A 17,228-nucleotide genomic window follows, 5' to 3' on the forward strand; every position below is an offset into this window, starting at 1 on the left:
GGTATGCGCAAATCCCCCCCGGACCAACCGGCAGGAGGCGACATGAATCGACGGATTTTCGGGCTGGCCACGCTGGCGCTGTCGGCGGCGCTGGCGGCATGCCGGGGCACGCCGGATGAAACCCGCATCCGCGAGGCCATTGCGGCCATGGAAGCGGCGGTCGAGCAGCATCAACCGCGGGAATTCATGGCCTATGTGGCCGACGACTTCACCGGCGGCAACGGCCAGTACGACCGGAAGGCCGTCCAGGACACGTTGCGTGCACTGCTGCTGCGTAACGAGAAAATCGTCATCGTGCTCGGTTCGATTGACGTCCAGCTGCAGGGGACGCGGGCGACTGCCCGGGTCGATGCCACCCTGACCGGCGGAGAAGGCTGGCTGCCGGATCGTGGTGCCGTCTACGCATTTACCACCGGGTGGAAGCGGGACGGCAGCCAATGGCGGTGTATCAGCGCGAACTGGGAACAAAAGTGACGAAAACGCGCGAAACGTTTACCGGGAGCGCGGTACGGGGGTATAGTCGTCATATGACGGGGACCAATCCGTCATATGGAGAACAGCGATGAGCGCAGCGGCCGAAGACGTTTCCCGGTTCCTCCAGGCAAATCGAGGTTCGGCCCGCTTCCGTGTTCCCTCCACAGCCCTCCAGTACGACGCTCTGCTGCGCAAGGGCCTGTCCCTGGGTGTCGCCGATGCCGCAGCCACCAAGCTGGGCATTCCCCGCGAGCGCCTGGCGCGCTTGATTCGCATCAGCCCGTCGACGCTCGAACGCCGCTTCAAGGAAAAGGTCGACCTCACTGGCGCCGAGGCCGATGCCCTGTACCGCATCATTGGCGTGCTGGGCGTTGCCCAGCGCGTGCTCGTGAACGACGCAAACGTGCGCTCCTGGATGAGCCGGCCCCAGCCTGGCCTGGGCGACAGGGCCCCGTTAGACCTGCTCGACAACGCGGCCGGCACCGAAGCCGTCACGTTGCTGCTTGAGCAGATCTACCACGGTATTGTTCCGTGATTGTCTGGCGGATCATTCGCAAAGAATTTGCCGCCACCCCGCTCTCTGTCGAAGGGGCCAAGCTGTTTCCCGGACGCTGGCATTCCGCCGGAACACCAATTCTCTACACGGCCTCGACCGAATCCCTGGCCCTGCTGGAGAAATTCGTCCACCTCTCACTGGAATATCGCACCATCCTGCACGTAAAGCTGGAAATCGCGCTGCCGGACGACGCCGTTGTCGAGCAGTTCGAAGATCAGCCACACGCGGCGGACGCGTCCTGGGAGGGGGATGATCCCAGCACGTCGCGCGCCGTGGGTGATCGCTGGGCGCGGCACTCGTCTTCGCTGGGGCTTTCCGTGCCGAGCGTGCTTTCCACGAGCGAACGGAACGTACTGCTGCGGGCCAACTCGCCGCAGTTCGGCCAGCTGCAGATAGTGCGCGCGGAAGATTTTCTATACGATGACCGGATGTGGAAAAGCGAGCAGAAGATCGCCGCAAAGCGGCAGCGCTGAGGCGCGCGCCGCGGTCGGGACGGGTGAAACGTAAATCGATTCTGTGTCTGTCCCGGCCATGACCGGGCGGCGTGGGAAAGGCTTTGTGCCTTTCCCACGGATTCCGCGACTGCTCAGGCCGCCTTCGGCTGCTGGGCCAACTGGCGCAGCACGTAGGGCAGGATGCCGCCGTGACGGAAGTATTCGACTTCCTTCGGGGTCAGCAGAAGCACCTTGACGGTGAAGCGCTTGGTTTCCGTCGGGCCCTTGGCCACGACTTCGATCTCCTTCGATGCACCGTCATTGAGTCCAGCGATCTCGAACACTTCGTCGCCCTTCAGGCCGATCGTCTGCGCGTTTTCGCCGTCCTGGAACTGCAGCGGCAGCACGCCCATGCCGACCAGGTTGGAGCGATGGATGCGCTCGAAACTTTCGGCGATCACGGCTTTCACGCCCAGCAACATCGTGCCCTTGGCGGCCCAGTCGCGCGACGAGCCGGTGCCGTATTCCTTGCCGGCGATCACCACCAGCGGCACGCCCTCGGCCTTGTAGCGCATGGCAGCGTCATAAATGGAGAGCTTCTCGCCGTTGGGGTAGTGATAGGTATTGCCGCCTTCTTCACCACCCAGCATCAGGTTTTTGATGCGGATGTTGGCGAAGGTGCCGCGAACCATCACGTCGTCGTTGCCACGGCGCGAACCGTAGGAGTTGAAGTCAACCTTGGCCACGCCGCGGCTCTGCAGGAACACGCCGGCGGGCGAGGTGGCCTTGATGTCGCCGGCGGGTGAGATGTGGTCGGTGGTGATCGAATCGCCGAACAGGCCCAGCACGCGGGCGCCGTGAATGTCGGCGATGCTGCCAACGGACATCGTCATGCCGTCGAAGTAGGGCGGGTTCTTGATGTAGGTGGAGCTGCCATCCCAGCTGTAGATGCCGCCTTCGGGCGAAGCGATCTGGTTCCAGCGGTTGTCGCCCTTGAACACGTCGGCATAGTTCTTCTTGAACATTTCCGGACCGACCGTGGTGGCGATGGTGTCGCCGATTTCCTTGTTGGACGGCCAGATGTCGCGCAGGAACACGGCATTGCCGGCAGGATCGTGGCCGATCGGATCCTTGCTCAGGTCGATGTCCACCGTGCCCGCGATGGCGTAGGCGACGACCAGCGGGGGCGAGGCCAGGTAGTTCATCTTCACTTCGGGATGGACGCGGCCTTCGAAGTTGCGATTGCCCGAGAGCACCGAGGTCACGACCAGATCACCCTCGGCAATACCTGCCGACACTTCCTCGGGCAGCGGGCCGGAGTTGCCGATGCACGTCGTGCAGCCGTAGCCGACGACGTAGAAGCCGAGCTGCTCCATGTCCTTGAGCACGCCGGCCTTCTTGAGGTAGTCGGTCACCACCAGCGAGCCTGGGCCGAGCGAGGTCTTCACCCAGGGGGCTGCCTTCAGTCCGCGCGCGACGGCGTTGCGGGCAAGGAGGCCGGCGCCCAGCATGACGGCCGGGTTGGACGTATTGGTGCAGGAGGTGATCGCGGCAATCACGACGGCACCGTCCTTGAGCGTGTACTGGCTGCCGTCCTTGGTGACGACGGCCTGGCCCGGCGTCGCCGCCTTGGTGCGGGTGGCGCGCGCGTCGGACATTGGTGCCAGTGCTTCGCGATAGTTGCCGGCCACGTTTTCCAGCAGGACGCGGTCCTGCGGGCGCTTCGGGCCAGCCAGCGAGGGCTTCACGTCGGCGAGGTCCAGCGACAGCACCGCGCTGTAGTCGGCGTCGGCCTGGCCGGGCTCGCGCCACAGGCCCTGTGCCTTGGCATAGGTTTCGACCAGCTGCACCAGGGCCTCGTCGCGACCGGACAGGCGCAGGTAGTTCAGCGCTTCGTTGTCGATCGGGAAGATGCCGCAGGTCGCGCCGTATTCGGGCGCCATGTTGGCGATGGTGGCGCGGTCAGCCAGGGCCAGGTGATCCAGGCCGTCGCCGTAGAATTCGACGAACTTGCCCACCACGCCATGCTTGCGCAGCATCTGCGTGACGGTGAGGACGAGGTCGGTCGCGGTGGCGCCTTCCGGCAGCTTGCCGCTGAGCTTGAAGCCGACGACCTGGGGAATCAGCATCGACGAAGGCTGGCCCAGCATCGCCGCTTCCGCCTCGATGCCGCCGACGCCCCAGCCGAGCACGCCGATGCCGTTGATCATCGTGGTGTGCGAATCGGTACCGAAGACGGTGTCCGGGAAGGCCCAGGTTTCCTTGCCTTCGGTGCGCGTCATCACCACGCGGGCGAGGTTTTCCAGGTTCACTTGGTGGACGATGCCGGTATTGGGCGGCACCACCTTGAAGTTGTCGAACGCGTTCTGGCCCCAGCGCAGGAAGCTGTAGCGCTCGATGTTGCGGCCGAATTCGATCTTGCCGTTGAGATCGAGGGCTTCGGGCTTGCCGAAGACGTCGACCTGGACAGAGTGGTCGATGACCAGTTCCGACGGGATCTGCGGATTGATCTGGCTGGCCTCGCCGCCGAGACGGACGACGGCATCACGCATGGCCGCAAGGTCGACCACGCAAGGCACGCCAGTGAAGTCCTGCAGCACGACGCGGGCCGGCATGAAGGAAATTTCGGTGTCCGGTTCCTTGGTGGCGTTCCAGTTGGCGACCGCCTCGATCTCTTTCTCGGTTACGTTGAGGCCATCCTCCTGGCGCAGAAGGTTCTCCAGGAGGATCTTCATCGAGAACGGCAAACGCTTGAGGTTGAAGCGTTCGCCCAGCTTCGCGAGGCTGGCGATGGTGTAACGCTGACCGTTGACCTCGATCGAGGTTCTGGTCGAGAAAGAGTCTTTCATTCCGTTCTCCTGGCGTGCAGCAGCTTGAAGGGAGGGCGGAGCGCGGCGGCGGTCTGGCGGAAATGCGCGCAACAGCAGGGACTGCCGTGTCGGCGCCGGACCCCGGCTCCGATGCGGCACCGCGAAGCGGCCCCTGAAACTGCAGCTCTCCGGGACTGCCACCGATGGAATCCGGCGCCCGAAAAATCACCCTATTATGACTGAAACGCCCGTTTGACTGAAACGACGGGCTTGTCGTCCCCCGGTGGGGGTCAGCCGCCGTCCAGCCGGCAGCGGGCCAGCAGGCCCCGGGCCAGCATCAGGCACTGGCGCTGCTGCAGGAACAGTTGCCACTGGTTTCCGCCGAGCTGACGCCAGAGAACGGCCGCGCGCACGCCGGCCAGAAGCGTGGCGCGAATGCGCTCCACGAGGTGGCTCTGCTGCAGGAACAAGGGGTTGCCCTGTACGACGACACGCGGACGCAGGGTCGACAGGGTGGTGGCGTAGAGCTCGGCCAGGCGGCTGCTGACGGCGGAATGACCGATTCCCAGGTGATCGACCTGACGCTGCACGCCGCTGATACCTTCGCGCAGGCGGTCGAGCAGGTCGCGCCGGCGCGCCAGCTTGCGTTCGACGCGCATGATGGCAGCGGCGATCTGGGTCACCGCGGCAGCGCGCTGGGGGTCGTCGACTTGCTGGGTCAGGGCTTCCAGCCCCAGGCGGACGCCGGCGATGCCGCCGAACACCTGGGCCGGGCTGTCCGCGTCGATGCGCAGAATGCTGGCGATGCTCGATTCGAACGCGGCGGTGTCGTTGTTGCCGGTCACGGCAATGGTCCGGACGAGGGCGGCGGACTGGAAGATGCCTGCCAGCGCGATGACGCGTTCTTCATTCATGGATTGGTTCCGAAAGTCATGCCGCCAATCGGGGCATCCGTGGCGGCGATGACTGCGCCACCCAGGCATTCCTCGTCGCGATAGAACACGACGGATTGTCCGGGCGTGACGGCCCGTTGCGGCTGGTCGAACGTCACGAGCAACTGGTCGTTGTGATAGCAGAGCGTGCAGGGCTGGTCGACCTGGCGGTAGCGCGTCTTGGCGGTGCAGCGCAGACCGTCCACGGGCCCGGTGCCGGCGGTCCAGCTAGCCTCGCCTGCCAGCAGACGGCGCGAATCCAGCCAGTGGCTGGCATTGCCCTGCGCGACATACAGGACATTGGCGGCGACATCCTTGCCGACGACGTACCATGGGTCGCCGCTGGCATCGCGCTGTCCGCCGATGCCCAGTCCCTGCCGCTGGCCCAGCGTGTAATACATGACACCCTGGTGCGTGCCGATGCGTCGGCCTTCTGGCGTCAACATTTCGCCGGGTTGTGCAGGAATGTACTGGGCCAAAAAGGCGTGGAAGTCGCGTTCGCCGATGAAACAGATGCCGGTGGAGTCTTTTTTCGCGTGCGTGGGCAGGGCCGCTTCGCGCGCCATGTCGCGCACGGTGGGCTTGGGCAGCTCGCCGACGGGAAATTCCGTCGCTGCCAGCTGAGCCTGGCCCAGGGTGTACAGGAAGTAGGACTGGTCCTTGTTCGTATCACGGCCGCGCAGCAGCCGGTGGCGGCCGTCGACGCAATCGGTACGGGCGTAGTGCCCGGTGGCGATCCGTCCGGCGCCCAGCTCGCGGGCGTGGTCGAGGAAGGTCCGGAACTTGATCTCGCGGTTGCACAGGACGTCCGGATTGGGCGTGCGCCCGGCGCGATACTCGGCCAGGAAGTGGGTAAATACCTGATTCCAGTACTCCCCTGAGAAATTGCGCGTGTGAAACGGGATGTCCAGGGCCGCGCAGACCTTGAGCGCATCGAGGCGATCGCGGTCCGCTTCGCATTCGCCCAGGCGGCCGTCGTCCTCCCAGTTCTTCATGAACATGCCGGCGACCGGGCGCCCCGCGCGCTTGAGCAGGAGCGCGGCAACGGAGGAGTCCACTCCGCCGGATACGCCGACCATGACCAGGCCCTCGCCCATGGCTCAGGTCGGTCCCGCGGCGGATTGGACAGCCGTCAGCGGCAGGCGCTGGCCGCCCAGCCAGGCATCGATACTGCTGAGGATCAGCGGGCTGCGCAGCCGGTCACCCAGCGCGGCGATCTCCTGCCGGCCCAGCCAGTGGATCCGCTCGATACCCACGTCCAGCGGCCGGGAGGCATGATGCATGCAGGGAGTGGCGGCAAAGGTAAATCGCACGAAGTGACGGTCGGACTGGCGGTTCACCCACTGGTGCACTCCCACCAGGCAGTCGAGCGTCACTTCCCAGCCGGTTTCCTCCAGGGTTTCCCGGACGGCCGCCTCGGCCAGTGATTCGCCGGCTTCGAGGTGGCCGGCTGGTTGATTGAACAGCCTGTCGCCGCGGATGTTCTCCTCGACCAGGAGGAAACGGCCCTGGCGTGGCACGATCGTCGCAACGGTTACATGTGGCCGCCAGATGGTTTCATCGCTGGTGCCGTTCGTCAGGATTTCGGTGGTCATCCACGTAATGTTACACGAGCACGATTTCAAACCCGGCACACTTGCGATCGACGGTTCAGGCCCCATCAGCGGCGCTATACTGGACCCGAGTTCGAAACAGCGGCTGGACGATGTCAGGCGATTCCCAACACCACCGAGAGCATCAACACGGCCTGGCAGTAGAGGAGGCGCGCCCCGAGGTGGCGCGGCCGCCGATGTACCAGGTGATGCTGCTCAACGACGACTACACGCCCATGGATTTCGTGGTGCAGATCCTGCAGTCCTTCTTCGGCTTCGCCTACGAGCGCGCCCACGAGGTGATGTTGCATGTACACCTGCGCGGACGCGGCGTGTGCGGGCTGTACACCCGCGAGGTTGCGGAGACGAAAGTCACCCAGGTCAACGAATTTTCGCGCGCCAACCATCACCCATTGTTGTGCACCATGGAAAAAGCATGAGTGGGCCCCACCTAGTGCGCATCCTGAAGCAGGGGTAAGGCATGTTCAGCAAAGATCTCGAGCTCACCATCGGCCAGTGCTACAAAGAGGCGCGTGAGCAGCGCCATGAGTTCATGACCGTCGAGCATCTTCTCCTGGCGCTCCTGGAGAACCCCTCAGCGGCTGCCGTGCTGCGGGCGTGCGGCGCGGACATCGGTAAGCTGGGCAAGGAACTCAAGGCGATCATCGCCGAGACGGTTCCGGTGTTGCCGCCGAGCGATGAACGCGATACGCAGCCGACACTGGGCTTCCAGCGGGTGCTGCAGCGTGCGGTCTACCACGTGCAGTCGTCGGGCCGGAAAGAAGTGACCGGCGCCAACGTACTGGTCGCGATCTTCGGCGAAAAAGACTCCCACGCGGTGTATTTCCTCAACCAGCAGGAAATCACCCGGCTGGATGTCGTCAATTACATCTCGCACGGGATTGCCAAGATCGGCCACGAGCCGCAGCAGCAACCGGGTGTGGGCGGCAGCGAGCGCGAAGCGGAGGATGGCGGCGAGCCCAAGGGCAATCCGCTGACCGAATTTGCCTCCAACCTCAATGAGCTGGCGCGCCAGGGCAAGATCGATCCGCTCATCGGCCGCACCGAGGAAGTCGAGCGCACCATCCAGGTGCTGTGCCGCCGGCGCAAGAACAACCCGCTGTACGTCGGCGAAGCCGGCGTTGGCAAGACTGCGCTGGCCGAAGGCCTGGCCAAGCGCATTGTCGAGAACGACGTTCCCGCCGTCCTCAAGGAATCGACCATCTACGCGCTCGACCTGGGTGCGCTGGTGGCTGGCACCAAGTATCGCGGTGACTTTGAAAAGCGTCTGAAGGCGGTGATCGGCCAGTTGAAGAAGGAGCCGCACGCCATCCTCTTCATTGACGAGATCCACACCATCATCGGCGCCGGTTCCGCGTCGGGCGGCACGATGGATGCGTCGAACCTGATCAAGCCCATGCTGGCATCGGGCGAGATCCGCTGCATTGGTTCGACCACCTTCCAGGAATACCGCGCGATCTTCGAAAAAGACCGTGCTCTCGCGCGTCGCTTCCAGAAGATCGACGTCGTCGAGCCGAGCGTGGCGGACAGCTTCGAGATCCTCAAGGGGCTGCGGTCGCGCTTTGAAGAACACCACAATGTGGAATACACCAACGACGCGCTGAAAGCCGCCGTGGACCTGTCGGTCAAGCACATCGCCGACCGCCTGTTGCCGGACAAGGCCATTGACGTGATCGACGAAGCCGGTGCGCGCCAGCGCCTGGTGCCGGAAGACAAGCGCAAGACGGTTGTCGACGTTCCGGAGATCGAGTTCATCGTCGCCCGCATGGCGCGTATCCCGCCCAAGCAGGTGTCGGCATCCGACCGCGATGTCCTGCGTAATCTCGATCGCAATCTCAAGATGGTGGTGTTCGGCCAGGATCCGGCGATCGATTCGCTCGCCGGTGCCATCAAGATGGCGCGCTCCGGCCTGGGCAATCCGCAGAAGCCGATCGGCTGCTTCCTGCTGGCAGGCCCCACGGGCGTCGGCAAGACGGAAGTCACGCGACAGCTTGCGTTGCAGCTCGGGATCGAGCTGATCCGCTTCGACATGTCCGAGTACATGGAAGCCCATTCGGTATCGCGACTGATCGGCGCGCCTCCGGGCTACGTCGGTTTCGACCAGGGTGGCCTGCTGACCGAGCAGATCGTCAAGCATCCGCACTGCGTGCTGCTAATGGACGAGATCGAGAAGGCGCATCCGGATGTGTTCAACATCCTGCTCCAGGTCATGGATCGCGGCGCGCTGACTGATACCAACGGCCGCGAGGCGAACTTCAAGAACGTGATCGTGGTGATGACCACCAATGCCGGCGCCACCCAGGCGGCGCGCCGCACCATCGGGTTCGTCACGCAGAATCACTCCACCGATGCGATGGAAGCCATCCGGCGCCAGTTCTCGCCGGAATTCCGCAACCGCCTGGATGCCATCGTGCAGTTCAGTGCGCTGGACATGGAACACATCCTGCGCGTTGTGGACAAGTTCCTCATCGAGCTGGAAACCCAGTTGCAGGAGAAGCACGTCTCGCTGCACGTCGACGCCGAGGCCCGCCGCTGGCTGGCCGACCACGGCTTCGATCCGCAGATGGGTGCCCGCCCGATGGCGCGGGTCATCCAGGACAACGTAAAGCGTCCACTGGCCGACGAACTGTTGTTCGGCAGGCTGGTCGACGGCGGGCGCGTCAACCTGGGCGTGAAGGACGGCAACCTCGACGTACAGATCGCGGAAGAAGATACGAAACTGCCGGCAATCGTCTGACTGCCGGGAAACCAGGGGCCGTCCGAGGTATCGGGCGGCCTTTTCACGCGTGGCGCCGGCCAGTCCGGGCTTACGGATTCGCTCCGGATTGCCGTGTAGCGCAGGGGATCGGCAGCCAGCTGGAAGTTCGCGCCAGCGCGCCGAGACGAGAACACCTGGCCGGATTTGAGCGCCGTCAGAACCTGCGTTGCTTTGGAAGGGCGTTGGAGCCGGTAGTCCTCGACGTAGTAGTCGATCTTTTCGACCACGTAGCCGCCGACGGTCTCGGCCACCGTGCGCACGGTATCGTTCTTGACGGGCCAGCTTCCGGTTTCAACCGCCACCCGATAGAGGCGGTCCTCGTCGCATATGCGGATTGCGAATGACGAGCCCGTCACCGCGGGCGCCATCGGACGCCGAAACAGCGGTCCCATACCAGACACCGGCCAGGTCACGAGCCGTGATGAGGGCGGGGTGGCTGGTCGCCGGGGGCCGCCAGCGGCCATTGGCGCGCTTGCTGGGAGAAGCCACGCCAGCTACATCGTCGGCAGTGTTACTTCATGCGGTACGTGATACGACCCTTGGTCAGGTCGTACGGGGTCATTTCGCACTTGACCTTGTCGCCGGTCAGGATGCGGATGTAATTCTTGCGCATGCGGCCGGAGATATGGGCCGTAACCACGTGGCCGTTTTCCAGCTTCACGCGGAACATGGTGTTGGGCAGGGTTTCAAGCACCGTGCCTTCCATCTCGATGACGTCGTCTTTGGACATTTGCCCTTCGTGTGGTGTGACCGGGGGGTCGTAAGCGGCGCGGGATTCTGCCACGTTGACGCTCCCACGGGAAGCAATCCCTGCCGGGCGGGGCGGCCGTCCGTCCGAATTCCGGCCGGGAAGGGGCCTGTCGCGCCCGCCGGACGCCGCATGCAGGCGCCAATGACCCCTAGCGGGCGGCCGGTTGACCGGCCAGCTCGGCGGCGCGTTCCAGCGCAAGACATCCGGTCCAGGACCCGGTGGCTCCCGCGCGGGCGGTCAGGCGGGCGACGTGCGCGGCAAACGCCTGCCGCGGCAGTTCGATAGCCCCCAGGGTCCGCAGGTGGTCGGAGCTGACCTGGGCGTCGATCAGCGGCCAGCCCCAGCGGCGCAGGGTCGCCGCCAGTGCCATCAATGCCACCTTCGACGCATTGGTGGCGTGGCTGAACATCGATTCGGCGAAAAACATCTGGCCGACGGCCACGCCGTACAGGCCGCCAATCAACCGGTCGGCCTCGTACACCTCGATGGAATGGGCGTGTCCCATTTCGTGGAGCAGGCAATAGGCATCGAGCATCGAAGCGGTGATCCAGGTGCCCGTCTGCCCCGGGCGCGGTGCTGCACAGCTGATCATCACCGCACGGAACTCCCGATCGGCATCGATCGTCCACGGACACTGGCGCAGCCAGCGGTTGAGGCGCCGGGACTGGTGGACCGCGTCGGTCGCGAACACCATGCGAGGGTCCGGCGACCACCAGAGAATCGGCTCGCCTGGGGAAAACCAGGGGAAGATGCCGTGCCGGTACGCCTCCAGCAGCCGGGTGGGGCTGAGATCGCCGCCGGCTGCGAGCAGGCCGTTGGGCTCATGCAGGGCCTGGTCGATGCGCGGAAACGCTTCGCGGCTGCCGGGTCGGAGGATCGGTATGCGGATCACGGGAACTCGGGCGGGTCAGAAGGGGCGCCGTGGCAGACATGGTCCGCATAGGGCGAATGCCGTTCAAGCTCCGCGCCGTAGTCGCTGATGGCCCGCGCCTCGTGGCGCAGCGCATCGGCAATCGCCTGGCGGAAGCGCAGGTCCGCCACGTAGTGGAAGGACCGCGTGCGCCGGGGCAGAAACCCACGCGCCAGCTTGTGTTCGCCTTGTGCGCCGGGCTCGAAGCGCTGCAGCCCGTGGCGGATGCAGTAGTCGATACCCTGGTAGTAGCACAGCTCGAAATGCAGGCCGGGCACCGTTTCGAGGCAGCCCCAGTAGCGTCCGTAAAGGGTGGTCGCATCACGCAGGCAGAGCGCGGCCGCGATCGGCGTGGCGCCGCGGTAGCCGATGATCGCCACCACATTGCGCGGCAGGTGCTGGCCGAGGTGGCGGAAGAAGTCGGCGGTCAGTGCCGGATGGTTGCCCTTCTCCTGGAAGGTCGTGCAATAGCAGGTGTGCAGGAAACGCCACATCGCATCGTCGAGCTCGTCGCCCTGCACGATCTGCGCATGGACGCCGCTGCGTGCGACCAGCGCGCGTTCCTGGCGGATGTTCTTGCGTTTCTTGTGCGTGAGGGCGTCGAGGAAGTCGTCGAAATCGCGATAGGCGCGGTTGTGCCAGTGAAACTGCCAGTCCGATCGTGCCAGCCAGTGCGGCGTGTCGAACAATTCCACATCGCGGGGTTGTAGAAAGTTGACGTGGGCCGTCGAAAGCTGGCGCCGGTCGCATTCCCCTCGGATGGCCTCGATGAGATGGCGTTGCACGGCGGGATCCGGGCTCGTGCCGGCCAGAAGGCGCGGGCCGCTCACCGGTGAGTACGGGACAGCCGCCAGCAGCTTGGGATAGTAGTCGCGGCCACTGCGTTCGTACGCGGCGGCCCAGGCCCAGTCGAATACGAATTCGCCGTGCGAATTGCCCTTGAGGTAGAGCGGTGCGGCGCCGATGAGCGCACCGTCGCGGTACAGGCCCAGATGGTGCGGTTGCCAGCCCCAGTGGGAGCGGATGCAGCCGGTGCGTTCCAGGCCTTCCAGGAAGGCATGCGACAGGAAGGGACTGTCATCGGGCCGCAGGGCATTCCAGGCGGCGGCGTCGATGTCGGCGAGGCGGGGATGGAACCGCACATCCATGGGGAGGAGGGGCAGGGCGGCGGCAGCCGCCCCGACCGCGCTTCGGCTCAGCCGGCCAGGCCGAGCTTGTCCAGGTATTTCTCGGCGTCGAGTGCCGCCATGCAGCCGAAGCCCGCGGAGGTCACCGCCTGGCGATACACCTGGTCGGCAACGTCGCCCGCAGCGAATACGCCGGGAACGCTGGTCGCCGTTGCGCCGCCTTCCAGGCCGGTACGAATCCGTATGTAGCCATTCACCATATCGAGCTGGCCTTCAAACAGCGCCGTGTTCGGTGTATGGCCGATCGCCACGAACATGCCGGTGACGGCCAGGTCGCGGGTGGATCCGTCCTGGGTGCTCTTGATGCGAACGCCGGTCACGCCGGTCGTGTCGCCCAGAACCTCGTCGACGTGGTGGTTCCAGACGATTTCCACCTTGCCGGCGCGTTCCTTCGCGAAGAGCTTGTCCTGGAGGATCTTCTCGGCGCGGAACTTGTCGCGACGATGTACAACTGTGACTTTGCTGGCAATGTTTGCAAGGTATAGCGCTTCTTCGACGGCGGTGTTGCCGCCGCCGATCACGGCCACGTCCTGATTGCGGAAGAAGAACCCGTCGCAGGTCGCGCAGGCCGAAACGCCCTGGCCCTTGTACTTTTCTTCCGACTCCAGGCCCATGTACTTCGCCGTGGCGCCAGTGGCGATGATGATCGCGTCGGCGGTGTAGGTGCCGCTGTCGCCGGTCAGGCGGAAGGGGCGCTGGGACAGATCGGCCGTATGGATGTGATCGAGCACGATCTCGGTTTCAAACCGCTGTGCATGCGCCAGCATGCGCTCCATGAGCTGCGGCCCCTGCAGCCCCTCCACGTCGCCGGGCCAGTTGTCGACGTCTGTCGTCGTCATCAACTGGCCGCCCTGCAGCATTCCGGTCACCAGCAGCGGCTTGAGGTTGGCGCGCGCGGCATATACCGCGGCGGTATACCCGGCGGGGCCTGAACCGAGAATCAGCAGGCGACTGTGCTTGGGGGTGCTCATGTATAATCCCTCGCCGCTTTTTGGCGGCCTTGAACGTATCGATATTCGCGTCGGGCACGGGTTTCATACCCGCCTCGGTCCCGCCGTCCGTGAAAACAGTCCCTCAATCCTGCATGCCTCGGCGTACGCGCCGTAGGCCGTGCAGGCGGCACGAGGATCCGGAAGGATGGGGAGAATGCGCGAGCGATTCAAGGGCACGACCAGAAGCTAAGCATGGGCTCGGGAGGGCACCGGGCGTAGCGCCGCGTACCGTGGCGGTGATTGAGCTTTCATAACATTGAGGAATTGCTGAGATGCGTATCGGTATCCCGTCGGAAACCAAGACCCTGGAAGGGCGCGTCGCGCTCGTGCCGGCCGCCTGTGCGGACTTGGTCAAACGCGGTCATGAGGTGTTCGTGCAGTCTGGCGCGGGCAACAAGAGCGGCTTCACGGACGCGGACTTCACCCGGGTCGGCGTGAAGATCGCGGCGGACGCCGACGCGCTGTACGAAGCCGGTGAACTGATCGTCAAGGTCAAGGAACCGATCAAGGGCGACCTGGAACGCCTGAAGAAGCACCACCAGCTGTTCTGCTACCTGCACCTGGCGCCGGAACCGGAACTGACCAGGCGCCTGCTCGACATCGGCCTGACCGGCGTGGCGTTCGAGTCGGTCGAGGAAGCCGACGGCTCACTGCCCCTGCTTGCGCCGATGTCGATCATCGCCGGCCGCATCGCGATCCAGGTGGGTACCCATCTGCTGCATCAGCCGATGGGCGGCAAGGGCAAATTGCTCGGCGGCCTGCCGGCGACCGAGCGTGGCAAGGTCGTCGTGCTCGGTGCGGGCGCGGCCGGCGGCAATTCGGCCGCCCTGGCGGCTGCAGGTGGCGCCAACGTCGTCGTGTTCGACAAGCGCCCGGACCGCCTGGCCCAGATGATGGCCCTGGGCACCAACGTCACCGCGCTGTATCCGTACGAAGAATACGTCGCGCGCGAAGTGGCCACGGCCGACCTCGTCGTCGGCGCCGTGCTCATTCCCAGCGCCAAGGCCCCGCACGTGGTAACGCGTGACATGGTCAAGACGATGGAGCCGGGCAGCGTGCTGGTCGATATTTCGATCGACCAGGGCGGCTGCTTCGAAACCGCCCGTCCGACCACCTGGGCCGAGCCGACCTACCTGGTCGACGGCGTCACGCACTTTGCGGTGACCAACATGCCGGGCGCCGTGCCGCAGACCTCCTCGCAGGCGATCTCGGCCGCGATCCTGCCGTATGTCCAGCGCATGGCTGCCGGTTCGCAGTGGCGCGAATTCGAACCGCTGCGCCGCGGCATCAATGTCGACAACGGCCAGATCGTGCACCCGGCGCTCAAGGGCCTGGTCTGATCCAACGCCGTGCCTGCGCAAACCCCGGCCTTGGCCGGGGTTTGCCGGGGATCGGTCATCCGGTCCCGCATCCGCTGCCGCATTGCTTCAAAGATCCTAACTGGTAACAATCGCTTAGACGTAATTCCTAAGGTGCGGCTTCCGGTGGCGCGTAATTCCAAAGCAACTCCGACCACGGCCGCCTCCGAGCAGACCCACAAACGTCTGCGCGAAGTCGCGTTCATCCTGCTGCTGCCCCTGGTCGTGTACCTGGTGGCCTGCCTCCTGAGCTACAGCCCGCAGGACCCTGGCTGGTCCCACGCCGGCGAGCCCGAGCGTATTCATAACTTCGGCGGCGCCGTCGGCGCCTGGATTGCCGACCTCGCGTTCTACTTCTTCGGCGGGCTCGCCTACGTCTTTCCGGTCCTGCTGCTGGTTGCCGTCGGCATGGGCATCCTGCGGCCGCGCGAGGATGAAGCCACGTCCGCGCTGGAGCCGTCGTTGCGGCTGGTCGGGTTCGTCGCGTTCTTCCTGTCGGGCACGGGGCTCGCTCATCTGCATTTCACCGGGCCCAGCCAGCTGCCCGAGAAGGCCGGTGGCATTCTCGGCAAGATGGTCGGCGGCGGCCTGCTGCACGGCTTCGGTTTCCTCGGCGCGACACTGTTCCTGCTGGCGGCCTTCCTGATCGCGGTGACCTTTGCCACCGGCCTTTCCTGGTTCAAGCTGATGGACGCGATCGGGCGCGGCCTGATCACGGCCGTGGGCTGGATCGGCGGCAGCCTGAAAAAGGCCGACGACGCGCGGGTTGGCCGCGCCGCGCGGATCGAACGCGAGGAAGTGCGCAAGGTCGAGACCGTCAAGCAGGCGCGGCGAGAGCCGGTACGTATCGAAAAGCCCTCGACGGGCCCGATCGAGAAAAGCGAGCGGGCCGAGCGCGAGCAGCAGATCCCGCTCTTTGTCGGTGCCGCTGTCGATGGCGACCTGCCGCCGCTGTCCCTGCTCGATGATCCCAAGCAGCAGAGCAAGGGCTATTCGGAAGAAACGCTCAACGTGCTCTCGCGCCAGGTCGAGCTCAAGCTCAAGGACTTCCGTATCGAGGCGCAGGTGGTCGGTGTCTTTCCCGGCCCGGTGGTGACGCGATTTGAAATGGAACCGGCAGCCGGTGTGCGCGGCAGCCAGATCTCCAACCTCGACAAGGACATCGCGCGCGGCCTGTCGGTCGTCAGCGTCCGTGTCGTGGACGTCATTCCGGGCAAGAACGTCATCGGCCTGGAAATCCCCAACGCAAATCGTGAAATCGTATACCTGTCGGAGATCCTGCGCTCTGACAAGTACGACGCACAGAAATCGCCGTTGTCCCTGGCGCTGGGCAAGGATATCGGCGGCCGCCCGGTGGTGGTGGACCTCGCCAAGATGCCGCACCTGCTGGTTGCCGGTACCACCGGTTCGGGCAAGTCCGTCGCCGTGAATGCGATGGTGCTGAGTCTTCTGTACAAGGCCAGCGCCCGTGACGTCCGTCTGATCATGATCGATCCGAAGATGCTCGAGCTGTCGGTTTACGAAGGTATTCCGCACCTGCTCGCACCGGTCGTCACGGACATGAAAGAAGCCGCCAACGCGCTTCGCTGGTGTGTGGCGGAGATGGAGCGGCGCTACAAGCTGATGGCTGCCGTGGGCGTGCGCAATCTCGCGGGCTTCAACAAGAAGGTCAGCGAGGCGGACGAGGCGGGCCAGCCCCTGCTCGATCCCCTGTTCCGCCCCGATGCGTCGCAGCCGGAACGGCGCGCCGAACCGCTGCAGACCTTGCCCTACATCGTCGTCATCATCGACGAGTTCGCCGACATGATGATGATTGTCGGCAAGAAGGTCGAAGAGCTGATTGCGCGCCTGGCGCAGAAGGCGCGCGCCGCCGGCGTGCACCTGATCCTGGCCACGCAGCGTCCGTCGGTCGACGTCATCACCGGCCTGATCAAGGCGAACATTCCCACGCGCATCGCCTTCCAGGTGTCCTCGAAGATCGATTCGCGCACCATCCTCGACCAATCCGGTGCCGAGACGTTGCTGGGTCACGGCGACATGCTCTACCTGCCGCCCGGAACGGCCACGCCCGAGCGCGTCCATGGCGCCTTCGTCGATGATCACGAAGTGCACAAGGTAGTCGAATGGCTGCGCGCGCAGGGACGTCCCGAGTATGTCGAGGGCGTGCTGATGGAAGTGCAGACGCTCGGCGATGGCAAGGTGATCGGAGAGACCGGCCTGCCGGAAGAGCTCAGCGAAGGCAACAGCGAATACGACGAACTGTACGACCAGGCCGTGCGCATCGTGACCGAATCGCGCCGCGCGTCCATCTCGGGCGTCCAGCGCCGCCTGAAGATCGGTTACAACCGCGCTGCACGCCTCATCGAGTTGATGGAACAACAGGGTATCGTCAGTGCACCGGAGCACAACGGCAACCGGACCGTGCTGGCCCCGCCGCCGCCGGAGCTGTAACG

At 64.9% G+C, this 17,228-nt stretch carries 15 protein-coding genes; 7 read left to right on the forward strand and 8 right to left on the reverse strand.

Features of this window, described 5'->3' with window-relative positions; all coding sequences use genetic code 11:
• Positions 1-42: 42 nt before the first annotated feature.
• The 3 genes from N4264_RS10385 to N4264_RS10395 all read left to right on the forward strand — a co-directional run bounded on the left by N4264_RS10385 (position 43) and on the right by N4264_RS10395 (position 1,503).
• Positions 43-474: a YybH family protein gene (locus tag N4264_RS10385; protein WP_261696962.1), complete on the forward strand. Its 432-nt coding sequence runs from the start codon at positions 43-45 to the stop codon at positions 472-474.
• Between the two features lie 88 nt (positions 475-562).
• Positions 563-1,009 carry an Xre family toxin-antitoxin system antitoxin gene (locus N4264_RS10390; protein ID WP_261696963.1) on the forward strand — a complete coding sequence of 149 codons (447 nt, stop codon included), beginning with the start codon at positions 563-565 and terminating at the stop codon, positions 1,007-1,009.
• On the forward strand, positions 1,006-1,503 hold the full coding sequence (locus N4264_RS10395; RefSeq protein ID WP_261696964.1) for an RES family NAD+ phosphorylase: 498 nt from the start codon (positions 1,006-1,008) through the stop codon (positions 1,501-1,503). Before N4264_RS10390 ends, N4264_RS10395 begins: the two co-directional genes overlap by 4 nt.
• Before the next feature lie 113 nt (positions 1,504-1,616).
• Here N4264_RS10395 and acnA read toward each other — a convergent pair whose 3' ends face one another.
• The 4 genes from acnA to N4264_RS10415 form a co-directional block, all read right to left on the reverse strand.
• Positions 1,617-4,313: an aconitate hydratase AcnA gene (gene acnA / locus N4264_RS10400; RefSeq protein WP_261696965.1), complete on the reverse strand. Its 2,697-nt coding sequence runs from the start codon at positions 4,311-4,313 to the stop codon at positions 1,617-1,619.
• A gap of 251 nt (positions 4,314-4,564) precedes the next feature.
• Positions 4,565-5,188 (reverse strand): high frequency lysogenization protein HflD, encoded by a 624-nt coding sequence (gene hflD, locus N4264_RS10405; RefSeq protein ID WP_261696966.1) that lies wholly within the window; start codon positions 5,186-5,188, stop codon positions 4,565-4,567.
• A complete protein-coding gene (gene mnmA / locus N4264_RS10410) occupies positions 5,185-6,303 on the reverse strand; it encodes a tRNA 2-thiouridine(34) synthase MnmA (RefSeq protein ID WP_261696967.1) in 1,119 nt (372 codons plus the stop codon). The genes hflD and mnmA overlap by 4 nt, the downstream gene beginning before the upstream one ends.
• A 3-nt stretch (positions 6,304-6,306) precedes the next feature.
• On the reverse strand, positions 6,307-6,801 hold the full coding sequence (locus N4264_RS10415) for an NUDIX hydrolase (RefSeq protein ID WP_261696968.1): 495 nt from the start codon (positions 6,799-6,801) through the stop codon (positions 6,307-6,309).
• A gap of 110 nt (positions 6,802-6,911) precedes the next feature.
• On the opposite strand from N4264_RS10415, the gene clpS reads away from it, so the two are divergent.
• Positions 6,912-7,238: an ATP-dependent Clp protease adapter ClpS gene (gene clpS, locus N4264_RS10420; protein ID WP_261696969.1), complete on the forward strand. Its 327-nt coding sequence runs from the start codon at positions 6,912-6,914 to the stop codon at positions 7,236-7,238.
• 41 nt (positions 7,239-7,279) lie between these two features.
• Positions 7,280-9,556 carry an ATP-dependent Clp protease ATP-binding subunit ClpA gene (clpA, locus tag N4264_RS10425; protein WP_261696970.1) on the forward strand — a complete coding sequence of 759 codons (2,277 nt, stop codon included), beginning with the start codon at positions 7,280-7,282 and terminating at the stop codon, positions 9,554-9,556.
• 532 nt (positions 9,557-10,088) lie between these two features.
• Here clpA and infA read toward each other — a convergent pair.
• The 4 genes from infA to trxB form a co-directional block, all read right to left on the reverse strand.
• On the reverse strand, positions 10,089-10,307 hold the full coding sequence (gene infA, locus N4264_RS10430) for a translation initiation factor IF-1 (RefSeq protein WP_133820089.1): 219 nt from the start codon (positions 10,305-10,307) through the stop codon (positions 10,089-10,091).
• A 169-nt stretch (positions 10,308-10,476) separates the two neighbouring features.
• Positions 10,477-11,220, reverse strand: coding sequence for a leucyl/phenylalanyl-tRNA--protein transferase (aat, locus tag N4264_RS10435; RefSeq protein WP_261696971.1), 744 nt, complete (start codon positions 11,218-11,220; stop codon positions 10,477-10,479).
• On the reverse strand, positions 11,217-12,386 hold the full coding sequence (locus tag N4264_RS10440; RefSeq protein WP_261696972.1) for a GNAT family N-acetyltransferase: 1,170 nt from the start codon (positions 12,384-12,386) through the stop codon (positions 11,217-11,219). The genes aat and N4264_RS10440 overlap by 4 nt, the downstream gene beginning before the upstream one ends.
• Positions 12,387-12,433: 47 nt before the next feature.
• Complete coding sequence (gene trxB, locus N4264_RS10445; protein ID WP_261696973.1) at positions 12,434-13,396, reverse strand: thioredoxin-disulfide reductase; 963 nt, start codon at positions 13,394-13,396, stop codon at positions 12,434-12,436.
• Positions 13,397-13,689: 293 nt separating this feature from the next.
• On the opposite strand from trxB, the gene ald reads away from it, so the two are divergent.
• Both ald and N4264_RS10455 read left to right on the forward strand, forming a co-directional pair.
• A complete protein-coding gene (gene ald, locus N4264_RS10450; RefSeq protein ID WP_261696974.1) occupies positions 13,690-14,757 on the forward strand; it encodes an alanine dehydrogenase in 1,068 nt (355 codons plus the stop codon).
• Positions 14,758-14,880: 123 nt separating this feature from the next.
• Entirely contained in the window at positions 14,881-17,226 is a 2,346-nt protein-coding gene (locus N4264_RS10455; RefSeq protein ID WP_425508345.1) for a DNA translocase FtsK, read from the forward strand.
• The last annotated feature ends 2 nt before the right edge of the window (positions 17,227-17,228 follow it).

It is taken from the genome of Tahibacter amnicola, from assembly GCF_025398735.1.
Classification (GTDB): Bacteria; Pseudomonadota; Gammaproteobacteria; order Xanthomonadales; family Rhodanobacteraceae; genus Tahibacter; species Tahibacter amnicola.

Bases quoted from the DNA above. Each gene is read 5' to 3' on its own strand.
- N4264_RS10385 (WP_261696962.1), top strand. From the start codon at position 43: ATGAATCGACGGATTTTCGGGCTGGCCACGCTGGCGCTGTCGGCGGCG.
- N4264_RS10390 (WP_261696963.1), top strand. From the start codon at position 563: ATGAGCGCAGCGGCCGAAGACGTTTCCCGGTTCCTCCAGGCAAATCGA.
- acnA (WP_261696965.1), bottom strand. From the start codon at position 4,313: ATGAAAGACTCTTTCTCGACCAGAACCTCGATCGAGGTCAACGGTCAG.
- hflD (WP_261696966.1), bottom strand. From the start codon at position 5,188: ATGAATGAAGAACGCGTCATCGCGCTGGCAGGCATCTTCCAGTCCGCC.
- mnmA (WP_261696967.1), bottom strand. From the start codon at position 6,303: ATGGGCGAGGGCCTGGTCATGGTCGGCGTATCCGGCGGAGTGGACTCC.
- N4264_RS10415 (WP_261696968.1), bottom strand. From the start codon at position 6,801: ATGACCACCGAAATCCTGACGAACGGCACCAGCGATGAAACCATCTGG.
- clpS (WP_261696969.1), top strand. From the start codon at position 6,912: ATGTCAGGCGATTCCCAACACCACCGAGAGCATCAACACGGCCTGGCA.
- clpA (WP_261696970.1), top strand. From the start codon at position 7,280: ATGTTCAGCAAAGATCTCGAGCTCACCATCGGCCAGTGCTACAAAGAG.
- infA (WP_133820089.1), bottom strand. From the start codon at position 10,307: ATGTCCAAAGACGACGTCATCGAGATGGAAGGCACGGTGCTTGAAACC.
- N4264_RS10440 (WP_261696972.1), bottom strand. From the start codon at position 12,386: ATGGATGTGCGGTTCCATCCCCGCCTCGCCGACATCGACGCCGCCGCC.
- trxB (WP_261696973.1), bottom strand. From the start codon at position 13,396: ATGAGCACCCCCAAGCACAGTCGCCTGCTGATTCTCGGTTCAGGCCCC.
- ald (WP_261696974.1), top strand. From the start codon at position 13,690: ATGCGTATCGGTATCCCGTCGGAAACCAAGACCCTGGAAGGGCGCGTC.